Raw genomic sequence first — 12542 nt, 5'->3', positions numbered from 1 at the left:
GAGACCAAGGATGGTCGAAGGTAGAGTAATGCAGGAGCAACTATCGAGAGCGGAGCCAGATGCCTGAGTCGAGAATAACGATTAGCGATAAGCCACTTACGTCTAAAGTGATTTTAACTTCCGCTGAATGAGCAACTCTTTAATGGAAGTGGCACGTTATTTAGGGTGGCAAGGTAAGCTTATCAGGTTAGCCAGAGCCCCTTATCTACAAAGAAAAGGCCTGACTTACCTGAGTCTATAGAAGCACGTTTATTCACTAAAGCAGTGAAAGGAAAAGCGCTGCAAATCTTAATTTTCACTGCTGCGTGGATGATTCACCGCTTCTGGATGATCTGGCGCTGTGCCATTAGGGCTGAGCAACTCTTTAACTACATGGTCGACAAAACCCGCACCAGCTGCCTCATAAAGGTTATATACGCTGTGCACCCCTGATTCTTGCAGTGAATCGGCATCCTCTTTGTATTGCACAATGGCACTAAGTTTGCCTTGGTAATCTAGGCGTTTTAGTTGTTCAACAGCAAATAAGTTACCCACGTGATGCGGCATCGCGAGCAGTACTAACTCTAGGTTAGGCGCCTTATCAAGTTTCTCCCAAAAGTCGGTATCTGAGGCATCGCCCTGCACCACATTGCGCCCCTCTTGGTGATGGTAATCGACTAGATCTTGCTTATGCTCCACCCCAAGGATCTCACCTTCATATTGCACTCTAAGTTCATCATATGCACCGGAACCGATGCGACCCATACCTAAGATTAGGAACCTTGGATTACCCACATGGATTGGGCGATCTTCCGGATGCAATGGATGCTTCTCCAATCGCTGCAGTCGACTTTGGTACTTTTGATATAGTCTGTTTGAGGCGATATTGAGCGGTGCAGAGAACAGAAAGCTAAAACTTAATGCCACCGCTAATATCACCATCCATTGTGGTGGTAACCAGCCTTTTGATGTCGCGACAGCGGCAACGATTAAACCGAATTCGCTGTAATTACCTAGACTAAATGAAGAGAGTAATGCCGTGCGTGAACGTAACTTAAAGTGGGTCAACAGATAGAGGAACAGCACGATTTTAATGGGGACGATTAATACCAAAATAGCCGCTAAGCCGATATCTGAGAATGTCGGCAGACCATTTAGGCCCACAGTCAGGAAGAAGGCCACTAAGAAAAGCTCTTTAAAATAAAACAGTGACTTTGCCAGTTCTGAAGACTTAGGATGCCCCGCCAATAAGATACCGATAATCAACGCGCCAAGATCGGGTTTTAGGCCGACTATTTCAAATAGCCATGCCCCCATAACCAGTGCCATGACTAGGCCGAATAGCACCAGTAACTCACCATGACCGACTCGATCAAAGGCTTTATAAATAAGCGGTTTGGCTAGCGGAAGTAGTAGTAAGCATAACGCCCAATATGAGGGAATATCACCTTTAGATATCGTTAAGAAGGCGACGGCAAAGATATCTTGCATAATCAAGATACCAATAGCAACGCGGCCATAAAGTGACTGCATGTCACCTTTGTCTTCTAATATTTTTACCGCAAAAATGGTACTCGAGAAGCTTAATGCAAATGCGAGCAGGCCAAGCTGATTGAGTTCAAGACCGGTAAGCTGCTCTAAACCAAGCAGACCTAGCAATTTTAGCAGCGGGATAAAAAATAGCATAGAGCCAAGCAAGTGCAAGCTGGAACCCGCTAAAACCTCCGCTTTGAACAAGCTACGAATATCCAGTTTAAGACCTATGGCAAACAGCAATAAGGTCACACCTAAGTTAGCTAACTGCTCTAACATTGGCAGGCTAGATTCTTCAATTCCGAATAGAAACAGTACAAATCCCGCAACAAGATAGCCGATTAATGGGGGCAGTCCCACACGGCTAACTAGCATGCCGCAGGCTAAGGTTATAATGAGTATCGCGGGTTCCATGGTGCTCCTTGCAGAAGATATTATTAGTGAGCATTGTACAAGAAGTTTGTGAATTTGAACTGAAGTTTATTGAATTATTTATAGCTTGTGACAGAGGCAATTGTCTTAGTTGTGGTGATTACATTTCCCCTATTAGATGATAACACTCGTGTTGTGATCCCCCCTGTTTATCGCAACATCAATAAAAACTAAAAAGCCCCGCTAGCCGATAAAGGTTAGCGGGGGCTTTTTAGTTAATGCGGCTGAGCTATTTCACGAGATGATCCAGGTGTTCTGCGAACGCTTTAGGGCGCATAAAGCCGGTGACCCTTAAGTCATCTCTGACGGCCCCATTTTCGTCAAACATCAGTAGTGTCGGTAAGCCGAGCACATCGTAATGTTCTAGTAGTTCAATATCCACCGCATCATTGCTAGTGACATCAGCTTGTAGCAATACCATCTTGTTCATCCGCTCAAGGACTGCAGCATCCTTAAAGGTAATCGCTTCGAACTCTTTACAAGCGACGCACCAGTCGGCATATAGATCTAACATCACTGTTTTGCCCTGTGCAGATGCAGCTGCGATTTCACTGTCGAGATCTTCAAGTGATTTAATCCGCTTGAAACCGTGATTTTGCTCGGCAGATGCAGCCGTTGAGCTGCTGTGGGCAGCAAATCCAAAGTGTGACATTGCTGATTGTAAGCCGTAAGAAAAACTAGCCAATAATGCTAGCAACAGCAGTATCGAACGGGTTGTTTGTTTCCAGTTGAACTGCGTGAGTTTGTTCTGGTGCATTAGGTAACCGACGATGCAGATCCCCCACACTGACCAGAGTAGATCTGAGATAAGCCCCGGCCAAATTCGACCTAACATCACGATAGAAACGGCAATGAGTAAGAAGCCGAAGATGGTTTTGATAATATCCATCCAGCTGCCAGCTCTTGGTAAGATCTTACCGCCAGAGGTGCCGATAATAAGCAGCGGTAACCCCATACCCATACTCAACACATAGAGTGCTAAGAAGCCCTGTAATAGATCGCCTGTTTGGGCGACGTAAATGAGCGCTCCAGAAAGTGGTGCGGTTGTGCAAGGAGAGGCAACAAGGCCCGAGATAACACCCATCAAGAACACACCAATGACGTTACCGCCTTTTTGGCTGTTGGATACTGAGTTCATCTTTTCTTGCCATCTAGACGGCAGTTTTAAGTCGTATAAGCCAAACATCGATAAGCTCAATACGAAGAACATGATCGCCAGTACAATGAGCACAGCAGGGTGTTGTAGATAGGCCTGATATTTCATTCCGGCAGACGCCACAACTAAGCCTACTAGCGAGTAGGTGATAGCCATACCTTGTACATACACCATCGACAAGCTAAAGGCTTTAGCGGTAGAGAGTTTCTTACCCTGGCCAACAATAATGCCCGATAGAATCGGATACATAGGGAAAACACAAGGTGTTAATGCGAGGCCGATCCCTAAGCCAAAGAAGATCACTAACGTCCAAATTAAGCTATCACTAGCGAGCATTTGAGTCAGGTTATCTTGCTGAGTGATTGGCGCGCTAGGTTGGTCGACGACAGCAGCAATTTCATTATTATTTTGTAAGCCGAGTACGCCATCATTAGCACTAACTTCAGTTAACTCTGCCACTTTTTTGGTAGGAGGGAAGCACAGTTTACCTTCAGCACAACCCATAAATGTGACGTTGAGAGTATCGCCTGCGGCAGCTTGTTTGATTGCGACCGGCATTTCAACAAATGAATAATAAACCTCTTGTTCACCAAAATATTCATCGGTATGCGCTTTTCCCGCTGGTAAAGCGATTTCGCCCAGCACAGCACCGTTGGCTTCAAATTTGAGTTTATCGCGATACATGTAGTAGCCGTCGGCAATAACCCAGCTAATTTTTACCTTATTGCCCTCCTGTTTGAAGTCGAAAACAAACGCTTCATCGACAGGCATCAACTCTGGCTCACCCTTTAAAAAGGAGAATTTACTGCTATTAAAAATGCTTTCAGCTTGCACTAATGGGCTAAGCATTAGTAGGGATGCTAAAAACAGAGTTATGATTTTTTTCATGGCTGTGTGGTTTCTTTTATCCAATCAAAATAGGCTGGCAATCCCTGGGTTACAGGTAGTGCTATTAGCTCGGGAACGTCATAAGGGTGCAACTTTAAAATTGCAGCCTCAATCGCAGGGTAATGCACGGCAAGGCACTTAATATGTAAACAGAACTCTGTCTCTTCACAGACTTCAGCTTGCCATTCATATACGGATGTAATGGCTGATGAGATCTGCACACATGCCGCTAATTTCTCTTTGACGAGGGCATGAGCTAAAGATCTAGCGCTAGCTTCGTCTGGGCAAGTGGTCATCAAGAGTAAAAATTCGTTATCCATTAAACTGTGTTTGTCCGTCTGATAGCTTGTTCAATTATATTAAGCAGATTAAAGCTGCGTTAAGGCAATTTAGTTAAGCTGATTATCACAATAGTCACTATTGTTACTTTACGTGTTTTGCACAATGCTTGCATTAAGGCATTGCTAAAATAGTGATGCCAGTAGTTTTTGCTTACAAATGCGTATGTATTGTGCTGCTTGTGTTGATTATTGTTAGCACACAAGCCAATTGTTGGTTATGCGACTTGAAAATAGACCGACTAACCCCAATTTAGTTTTCATCGCCATAAAAAAATGTGAGGTCAGCGTGTTTTTTATTCTGTTATTGATTTTTGTATTAGTTCCTGTGATGGAGCTATCTGTGTTGATCCGAGTGGGCGAAGCATTAGGCAGCTGGACAACTGTAGGTCTGGTGATATTTACTGCTGTGGTTGGCGTATCGTTAGTGCGGAGCCAAGGCATTAGTACCTTGATGCAGGTTCAGCAAAAATTGGCGCGCGGCGAAGCACCAGGGCAAGAGATTGTTGAAGGGATGATGTTAGCTGTTGCTGGGTTACTGTTACTCATCCCAGGTTTTGTGACCGACTTTTTGGGACTCATTCTATTAACGCCATTTACTCGCATTCCGGTTGCTGGCTATTTTTATAAGCGTATGCAATTGAAAGCTAAAACCAATGGTGGTTTTCAAGCTGGCTTTGGTCCAGGTATGGGCGGACAAGGTAACCCCTTTGGTCAGCAAGGCGGGCGTTCACCGTTTGATGATGGCAACACCTTCGATGGTGACTTTGAGCGCAAAGATGATCCTAGTGATAAGCGCCCAGAAACCCATCAGGTTGAAACCTCGATTGATGACGATGACAAGCCAAAGGATGATAAACCTAAGCGTTAACTTTGTTTGGGATTGCGCGGATAGAAATTATCTGGTTTGCGCTCAAGGTGGCTAAATTTACGGGTGTTTTTATAGGGCAGCTTCATAAATCCTGACACCCCTTTGCCTTGTATCTTATCGACATGACTTAAGATACGGTCTAAACAGCCTCTAAATGCTGCTTGTTTCCTCGGGTTTAACAGACGCAAGTAGCTGTGGATCTTCATATGATTTGGCAAAGCCTCAAAGATAATACAGCCGGTATGGTGAATTTGGTTGATGATAGCGAGTTCAGTCATGATCTCTTTTGGCAGTTCTAAATTTTCTTCAGGATCGCGGCCATCTTCAAAATAGGAGTGCAGTCTTGAGCGGTCTTCTAAAGAGGGGACATCGCCAACCTCAAAAGGCAGTTGTAGCTCGCTACTAATCACAAAGGGTTGTTGACTATCTTGCCTCTCAATATGCAGGGTATCTCTTGCATTGAAAAAGCACGCCTTGAACACACCTATCCGATGAATACCACGGGCAAGAGTCACCATGTTATTAACTGCAATTGTTAAAGCCTGCTTTTGACTCTCGTTATACAGTGCTAGGTTTGAATCTATAAACACTCCTGTTTCACGCCAATGAATCGCTAAACCACCTACGATGTCATATTGGGCTAAACGGCCTACTGATGCGATAAAGCCTTTTTCAGTATCGCCCATACCAGCCATAAAGTTCCGGTAGTATTTTTCCAGCTGTAGATCATCCATTTTGGCAATGGGATCATCGGCATTATGTTCTTTAAGAAATGCTTTTCGTGAGCTATAACTAACGGTTTCCACCTCTTTATTGCTGGTAAGCACCCACACTGGGATTTCAGCGATAAGCGGTCCATTATCAATCTCTGGCAGATGCATTCTATGGCTATGAGCCATACTTTTAAGAAAGTAATCACCAGCCTGTTTTCGTTGCATGGGGTCATCACTCAGCATGCCATCTAAGGTTTTGGCGAGCTCAATGGGTAAACCAATACTGGTGGCGGGGATGACCTTACTGCCGAAACGACTAGCTTGGCCGGATGCCAATGCATAAAGTGTAGCGGCCACGCCTTGCTCGTCAAAGCGGGGGCTCGACAATGCACCATTGAGTTGCTCTTCACCGATAAAGTACACATCGCCCATGCGGGCATTAGTATGCTGATGATCGCTTGACATTAAATCCATGACATTGCCATTAACAGGGTTGCCGTCATTGTCGCGCTGCGCAAATACCGCTGAGCCCCAATCAATTAAAGACAGATGTTGATTGTTTACATCGTAAACCAGATTTGAGGGTTTAATATCGCCATGGATCAATGGCCGACCGTTATGTAAGTATTTGAGTATTGCCGCAAGTTGGCGAGCAATATTCATCACCATGGCAACGGGCAACGCACCTACGCGCAGACAAAGTTGTTCTAAGTCTTCACCAGGCGCTCTTGCCATCACAAGAATGCCCTGTTTTCCAACATGTTGGAATTTAATGGCTGGAGGTACGTTAGGGTGGATGACTTGAGACAGCATAAACGCTTCCTCTTCAAGCCTATCTTGTACGTGCTGCGGCAGTGTTAGTCGAGAGAATTTAAAAACATGGGCTTCGCCACTGGCATTAACGCCCGCAAATACAAACCCATAAGCGCCCTTACCAACCATTTCAAACTCTTTGTATCCCAACTTACTTAGCTGTTGTTTACATAGTCTTATCCAAGCACGGTGTTTGCGGGCATCGTTAGCCGCAAGCAAGTAGATTGATTGCTCTTCTGAGATATAAAAGTGTTGAAGTTCTTGGGTTTGCAATTGTCTCTCCTTGTTAATGTTGTTATTAAATCAACATTAGCGAAGATAGTCCAAGCTGATTACGTAAAAAACTGACAGTTAAAAGGGGGAAGTGGGTCACACCTAGCCAATATTTTTGGAAGAGATATTGATGTATATCAATTCTGTAACAATAAGAGAAAGGTAGTCTTGAAGTCAGTACTAATATAGAAGATATAGACTTAATTTTATAAGTTAAATCAGCACAAAGGTGATTATATGTCAGGATTAGATAAGTCACGGTTAATCGAATTACTCGAGTATCCTCGGCAGCGAATTTTGCAGTCAATGGAACTCAACCAATGTCCTCACGCTGGTTTTTTTAATCATACCGATATGCAGTGCATCAATTGTCATCAAGGCATGGAGTGCACCTGGATGAACCACAACGACGAGACTGTTGCGGTAGATCAAAAGACAGCCGAAGAGCTCAAGCAACAGCTGCTTGTCGCTGTAGATTTTATTGATTCAAGCTTGAGTCCACACCACCTTTCGCGTCGTCAATGTGAATGTGAGAATTGTACTTGGCTTAAAAAAGTACAAAAAGCGTTGGATATTCCAGCAGCCTAAAGCATTAGCGTTTGTTTTTCTTTTTGCTAAATGCAGGTGTTGGCTTTAGAGTGTTGCTCATTCGGTATTAACAGAATTTGCTTAATTAAGGGGGAACTCCTTGTTAGAGCGTTCTGCTTAAGCCCACTCTAACGCTTTAGGATTTTAGCAATGCAACCAAGTTTTTGGCATGAAAAATGGGACGCTCAACAGATAGGTTTTCATCTGAGCGCCGTTAACCCACTACTGATTCAGTTTTGGCCACAGCTAAAGCTCCCCGCAAACTCGCAAGTTTTTGTTCCTCTTTGTGGTAAGTCTCTTGATATGTGTTTTTTGGCAGAGCAGGGCCACGATGTACTGGCTTGTGAGCTCAATGATCTTGCGGTATCTCAGTTCTACCAAGAAAATAACCTTACTCATAGCGTAGAACAAATTGGCGAGCATAAGCGTTATTCAACTGAGCAGATCACCATCTATCAAGGTGATATTTTTAGCCTCCAAAATACCAATAGTGCAGAGCTTGCCAAAACCAGCGCTTTTTACGACAGAGCTGCACTAATAGCGTGGCCTGAAGCGATGCGATTACAATACGCGCAGCAGCTTGCTTGTCTAATTCCAGCAGGCAGCATTGGTTTGCTTGTTACTTTAGATTACCCGCAAGCAGAGCTAAATGGCCCGCCATTTGCGGTATCCAATGATTGGGTAGTAGCCAATATGGGTGCTGATTTCGACATTGAACGGTTAGCTTGTGAAGATGTACTGAGTGATAATCCGCGCTTTGTTAAAAAGCAGGTGTCATCGTTAACAGAGTCAGTTTATAAGTTGACCCGAAAAGGCTAACAGCGGATAAGCAGGGTGAGAGCAGGAAAGTCTGAGGAAGCTAGTCACTGATCATCTTCTATTCTGGTATCGGTGTAGCGTCGGCCTTGGTGCTGCTATCGGCATCTATTGATGGATAATAGTCTTCACTTGGCCTTATTTCAGGCATTAAAAAGCGACCATCAGGTCGCTTTTTGGTACTTGTGATTCAAGAGTCTAATGACTCATTGAATTAGAAGTTGTAACGAACACCAACAGTGAAGATGTTGTCATCTTCTAGGTCGATTTTAGCGCCGGCTACTTTGTAGTCGCCTTCGTACATAGCGTAGTGGCCATATACCATAGTTGATTTAGAGATCTTGTAGTCAGCACCAACAGTGATTGACTGAACGTTTACGTCAGACATCTCGTCTTGGTATCCGCCAGAAATGTTCTTGAAGTACTTACCGAAACCAGCTTCGTCTTTGCCGTATTCAGCTTTAAGATTAACGCCGTTTAGGTTGTAAACAACGTTCAGGAAGAAAGAATCACCTTCTTGATCTGAAGTTTGGCTTTCAGTATTTTGGTAAAGGCCACCGATTTTGAAGTCGCCTAGTTTAACTTGAGCCACACCACGGTATGCATCGATGCCACCGATAGTGTTATATGCACCTGCTACATAGTAGTTTTGTGCTTTAAGCTTCTTATCACCGATAGTCGCGCTAAGTGCGTACTGGTCTTCGTAAGAATCTTTACCTGCTTCATCAGTGTAGTTGTCTTCCATTAGGTACGTTGCGTTCAACGTCACTAGGTCAGCAATTTTTGGTGAGTAGTACCAGATACCGTCGCCAGAACGAGTTTGGCCACCTACTAAACGGTCGATATCAGCATTTGAGTTACCAAATACGTCAACGCCACCTTCAGACTGCTTGAATACTGTGTCGTTACGACCAACAAGTACGGTACCAGCTTGAGACTTAAGACCTAGGAAAGTGTTACGAGCTTTGAAAGTCTCACCTGAGTTAGTTGTGTTTTCTACTTGGAATTCCATTTGGTAGATCACGTCGATGTCACTAGTTAGGCTTTCGCTGCCTTTAACACCTAAGTGAGAGAAGTTGTTCTCTAGAACAGTACCTTCTTTACCATTTTGTGTAGTCGCACCAGTATCTGAGTTAGTTACTGATAGATCTAAACGACCGTAAAAGCTTGGACCTTCAGCTAGCGCGCCGAAAGAAGCTAGGGTTAAAACTGATGCCACTGATGCAGAGATTAGTGTCTTTTTCATTTCATTTGCTCCCAGAACCTAAGTTCTTATACGTTTCTTATGGTTTTTTACATAAACTTTTGTTTTTGTTACAAGCATCCGAGCTCATAACAATTGTGGGTGCAAATATTACAGTTTTATGGCTTTCAAATTGTGGGCTAGATCAAGTTTTTACTTTTCCACCGCAGATTTGCTGCTTTTTTGTGGTGCTTGAGGTTTTTTCGTCATCTAAATGGCAATATATACAGAATTCAATGTTATAAACTATCCCTAAAGGAGTATTTGTGGCGCTTTTATATGGAAATGATTCTGTCTAAAATTGTGAAGAATTAGTCAATGCGGGGCCGAGAAGTGGCTAAGTTTACAATGTTAAAAATGAGTGTGTGGCAGTTATCGCATCAAAATAGAGTGAAGTAGCCGAAATGTTGCGTTTATGTTGTGTGCTGGTGGGGCTGTTCATTTATAAGAACAATAAAAAAGGCAGCCAAGGCTGCCTTTTTTAACAGCTTAAAAGCTTAGAAGTCGAAACGCATACCTACGGTAACAATATCATCACCAAGGTCTTGTTTGGTGTTGCTAAGCATCATGTCGCCGTCATACTTAGTGTAGTGACCGTACACCAGTGTGTTCTTACTCAAGCGGTAATCGGCGCCGATACTGAATTGTTGGATATCAACGTTACTGACGGTTTCTAGGCCACCATCAACGTTACCAACATAGCGGCTTACATACTTACCTAAACCTGAATCATCGCTACCGTACATCGCTTTCAATTTTAAGTTACCCATCACGTATGCCGCGTTGACGAAGTATGTGTCACCTTCCAGGTTGGCATACTTGCTATCAACATGTTCACTGTTCTGGTAGAAACCACCCACAATAACATTACCTAATTTTACTTGAGCAACGCCGCGGTAAGCTTTAATGTTTTCAATACTGTCGTTGTAAGCCGCTGATACATAGTAGTTCTGCGCTTTTAGCGCTTTGTCACCAATGGTTGCACTCAGTGCATACATATTATCGCTGTACTTTTCTTCACCATCAGTATCAACTTGATCGTAGTTATCATCCATCAAGTAAGTTGCGTTTAAGGTAACTAGGTCAGCAATTTTTGGTGAGTAGTAAGTAAAACCATCAGCGCTACGTGTTTGGCCCGCAGCTAATAGATCGATGTCTGAGTTAGTGTTGCCAAACAGGTCAAATCCGCCTTCGGCAGCTTTGAAAACGGTGTCGTTTCGACCAACAAGAATTGTACCTGCCGATGCAGACTTAAGGCCTAAAAAGGTATTACGCGCGCCGAATGTGTCACCTGAGTTGTCGAAGTTGCTTACGCCAAATTCCATTTGGTAGACAACTTCCAACTCGTCATTAATTTTTTCAGTACCTTTCACACCTAACCAAGAGAAGTTGTTCTCAATGATAGTGCCAGACTTTTGGTTTTGGGTGGCAATACCCATATCTGAGTTGGTGATTGCTAGGTCAGCACGACCATAAAAGTTTGGGCCATCAGCTAGTGCTGTAAAAGAGGTGGCGGTTAGTGCTGAGATAATAGTGACGGACAGAACAGTTTTTTTCATTTTCATCTTCCTATAGCTCGAAGCTATTCTAAGTTTGGGCTGCCATCTCGGTTATTGAACCGGCTGAATAACCAAGGTGAAGCTGTATTTGTCGGGAGAAATACTGCAATGAAAGGGAACTTATAAGTGTGATCCTGATCGCGTTACAGAGAAGTTGCGTGATATTTATCATGATACTTTACTTGTATTAAACAATTAGTTAATTGAGATTTGATAGTTGTTCACACTCATGTCTCGGGGCTTGTTTTTTTAGTTAAAGCTGTTCACATAGATCTCTATTGCTATGGGATAAACTTAGAGTTCTTAGTGGAATTAGGATAAAATTGCTCATCGAGTTTCATCTATTGCACCCCCAGATTGAGTATTGCCTTGAAAAATCAAATTTTGTCAGATGCCTACCTAAACCGCTTTGCTGGTATTGGTCGTTTATACGGTCAACAAGCGCTTCATTGCTTTGCTCAATCACATGTTGTGGTTGTTGGAATTGGTGGCGTAGGTACTTGGGTGGCAGAGTCTTTGGCGAGAAGTGGTGTTGGTCAAATTACTTTAATCGATCTCGATGATATCTGCGTAACTAACACAAATCGTCAGGCCCATGCACTGAAAGAGACGATTGGTGAATCTAAAGTCGAAGTGATGGCACAACGATTAAAGCAGATTAACCCAGAGTGCATGGTGAATGAGGTTGAAGACTTTATTACCGTAGATAACTTGGCGGAGTATTTTCAAGGTAAGAAAGCCGGTGGCGACTTAGACTATGTGATCGATTGTATTGATGCCGTCAAACCAAAAACGGCATTAATTGCTTGGTGTAAAAGGCAAAAACTGCCAATTATTACTGTTGGTGGCGCGGGTGGGCAGAGCGATCCAACTCAAGTACAAGTCACCGATCTTGCCAAGACTTACCAAGATCCTTTACTTGCTAAAGTGCGTAACTTGCTAAGACGTGAGTATAATTTTTCTAAAAATGTCGCGCGTCGATTTGGCATTGAAGCTGTGTTCTCGACCGAGCAGTTAGTTTATCCCCAAGCCGACGGTTCAGTGTGTAATACCAAGGCAACGGCTGATGGCAACATGCGCATGGATTGTGCCTCAGGTTTTGGTGCAGTAACGGTGGTGACTGGTACATTTGGTTTTGTTGCGGTTAGTCGAGTGCTGAGCAAACTTGCAGCTAAAGCACAACACAGCGAGTCGTAATTATTGGTTGAGTAACCTATCCGTTAGGGCAGTTGTTCTGACGGTTGACTCACTAGCAAGCTAACTTTTTGATCTTTATTTTTTTGATGCGATCTTTGGCACTGTTTTTGCTTTTATCTGGTTAGGAACAGAATTCTGACACT

10 protein-coding genes are annotated in these 12542 nt (G+C 43.5%); 4 read left to right on the top strand and 6 right to left on the bottom strand.

The window, feature by feature from the left end; all coding sequences use genetic code 11:
• Window positions 1-288: 288 nt before the first annotated feature.
• The 3 genes from AB4135_RS02000 to cutA all read right to left on the bottom strand — a co-directional run bounded on the left by AB4135_RS02000 (window position 289) and on the right by cutA (window position 4308).
• Window positions 289-1926, bottom strand: coding sequence for a cation:proton antiporter (locus AB4135_RS02000; protein WP_371989870.1), 1638 nt, complete (start codon window positions 1924-1926; stop codon window positions 289-291).
• A 247-nt stretch (window positions 1927-2173) separates the two neighbouring features.
• Entirely contained in the window at window positions 2174-3988 is a 1815-nt protein-coding gene (locus tag AB4135_RS01995; protein WP_371989868.1) for a protein-disulfide reductase DsbD, read from the bottom strand.
• A complete protein-coding gene (gene cutA, locus AB4135_RS01990) occupies window positions 3985-4308 on the bottom strand; it encodes a divalent-cation tolerance protein CutA (protein ID WP_371989866.1) in 324 nt (107 codons plus the stop codon). The genes AB4135_RS01995 and cutA overlap by 4 nt, the downstream gene beginning before the upstream one ends.
• Before the next feature lie 307 nt (window positions 4309-4615).
• Here cutA and AB4135_RS01985 point away from each other — a divergent pair, with 307 nt between their 5' ends.
• A complete protein-coding gene (locus AB4135_RS01985) occupies window positions 4616-5197 on the top strand; it encodes an FxsA family protein (RefSeq protein ID WP_371989864.1) in 582 nt (193 codons plus the stop codon).
• Here AB4135_RS01985 and AB4135_RS01980 read toward each other — a convergent pair.
• Window positions 5194-6996, bottom strand: a complete 1803-nt coding sequence (locus AB4135_RS01980; RefSeq protein ID WP_371989862.1) for a serine/threonine protein kinase — start codon at window positions 6994-6996, stop codon at window positions 5194-5196. The genes AB4135_RS01985 and AB4135_RS01980 overlap by 4 nt on opposite strands.
• A 237-nt stretch (window positions 6997-7233) precedes the next feature.
• Here AB4135_RS01980 and AB4135_RS01975 point away from each other — a divergent pair, with 237 nt between their 5' ends.
• Window positions 7234-7584: a hypothetical protein gene (locus AB4135_RS01975; protein WP_248972754.1), complete on the top strand. Its 351-nt coding sequence runs from the start codon at window positions 7234-7236 to the stop codon at window positions 7582-7584.
• Window positions 7585-7734: 150 nt separating this feature from the next.
• The gene (locus tag AB4135_RS01970; RefSeq protein ID WP_371989860.1) at window positions 7735-8403 is read left to right on the top strand and encodes a thiopurine S-methyltransferase; all 669 of its coding nucleotides are present in this window, start codon (window positions 7735-7737) and stop codon (window positions 8401-8403) included.
• Between the two features lie 211 nt (window positions 8404-8614).
• On the opposite strand, the gene AB4135_RS01965 is transcribed toward AB4135_RS01970, so the two are convergent.
• The gene (locus tag AB4135_RS01965; RefSeq protein ID WP_371989858.1) at window positions 8615-9646 is read right to left on the bottom strand and encodes a porin; all 1032 of its coding nucleotides are present in this window, start codon (window positions 9644-9646) and stop codon (window positions 8615-8617) included.
• 494 nt (window positions 9647-10140) lie between these two features.
• Window positions 10141-11202 (bottom strand): porin, encoded by a 1062-nt coding sequence (locus tag AB4135_RS01960; RefSeq protein WP_371989856.1) that lies wholly within the window; start codon window positions 11200-11202, stop codon window positions 10141-10143.
• A 369-nt stretch (window positions 11203-11571) separates the two neighbouring features.
• Between AB4135_RS01960 and tcdA the strand changes: the two genes are divergently transcribed.
• The gene (gene tcdA / locus AB4135_RS01955) at window positions 11572-12399 is read left to right on the top strand and encodes a tRNA cyclic N6-threonylcarbamoyladenosine(37) synthase TcdA (RefSeq protein WP_371989854.1); all 828 of its coding nucleotides are present in this window, start codon (window positions 11572-11574) and stop codon (window positions 12397-12399) included.
• Window positions 12400-12542 lie beyond the last annotated feature (143 nt).

Origin of the sequence: Shewanella sp. 10N.286.54.B9 (assembly GCF_041468565.1) — a bacterium.
In the GTDB taxonomy this organism is placed as follows: Bacteria; Pseudomonadota; Gammaproteobacteria; order Enterobacterales; family Shewanellaceae; genus Shewanella.
The sequence above is the reverse complement of the archived record's forward strand: the minus strand, read 5'-3'. Positions and strand labels throughout refer to the sequence as shown.

Excerpts from the sequence above, each read along its gene's own strand:
- AB4135_RS02000 (WP_371989870.1), bottom strand. The coding sequence starts at position 1,926 with ATGGAACCCGCGATACTCATTATAACCTTAGCCTGCGGCATGCTAGTT.
- AB4135_RS01995 (WP_371989868.1), bottom strand. The coding sequence starts at position 3,988 with ATGAAAAAAATCATAACTCTGTTTTTAGCATCCCTACTAATGCTTAGC.
- cutA (WP_371989866.1), bottom strand. The coding sequence starts at position 4,308 with ATGGATAACGAATTTTTACTCTTGATGACCACTTGCCCAGACGAAGCT.
- AB4135_RS01975 (WP_248972754.1), top strand. The coding sequence starts at position 7,234 with ATGTCAGGATTAGATAAGTCACGGTTAATCGAATTACTCGAGTATCCT.
- AB4135_RS01970 (WP_371989860.1), top strand. The coding sequence starts at position 7,735 with ATGCAACCAAGTTTTTGGCATGAAAAATGGGACGCTCAACAGATAGGT.
- AB4135_RS01965 (WP_371989858.1), bottom strand. The coding sequence starts at position 9,646 with ATGAAAAAGACACTAATCTCTGCATCAGTGGCATCAGTTTTAACCCTA.
- AB4135_RS01960 (WP_371989856.1), bottom strand. The coding sequence starts at position 11,202 with ATGAAAAAAACTGTTCTGTCCGTCACTATTATCTCAGCACTAACCGCC.